The sequence below is a fragment of the Oleiphilus sp. HI0066 genome, assembly GCF_001635725.1.
On record NZ_LWFH01001408.1, the window covers coordinates 1 to 526 of the forward strand.

Genomic DNA, 526 nt, shown 5'->3' on the forward strand with positions numbered 1-526 from the left:
TCAGAGCGACGTTTAATCACGCGTTTAAGCAAGCTCGCACCTGATAAAACAATCATCGTATTTACACAGCGTCTTGCAATACTGAGCTTGCTCGACTCGCTCGCGGTAATGGATGATGGTGAAATTCTAATGCACGGCGCCAAGCAAGAAATACTCGATCGCTTATCAGGAAAAATACCTGCACAAGATAAGTCCGATACTAAAGACGGAGGTGAAGCATGAGCACTAGTGATCACCTCAGCAAAAAACAATTGAAGAAGCTGCATCAAGAAGACTTAGATTTTATTACAGATGCCTCGCAAGGCGAGTTAATGCGTACGCCAAAAGTGGCGCAAATCACCTTATGGGTGTTGCTCGTCATGGTACTCGCGCTCATTGCTTGGGCTTATACATCGAGTATTGATGAGATTGTTCGCGGCCAAGGAAAAGCCATTCCGCTCAGTCATACACAAGTCATTCAAAATCTTGATGGCGGTATTATAAGCGCTATTCATGTGCGTGAAGGCCAAACCGTGGAAGCGGGTGA

The 526-nt window shown here is 45.6% G+C and carries 1 protein-coding gene and 1 pseudogene; both read left to right on the forward strand.

Annotated elements, in window-relative coordinates:
* A partial coding sequence (locus A3738_RS31375) for a hypothetical protein (protein ID WP_197473952.1) occupies positions 1–222 on the forward strand: 222 nt, incomplete at its 5' end.
* A pseudogene (locus A3738_RS21300) lies at positions 219–526 on the forward strand (HlyD family type I secretion periplasmic adaptor subunit); the annotation flags it as partial. The gene A3738_RS31375 and the pseudogene A3738_RS21300, both read left to right, overlap by 4 nt.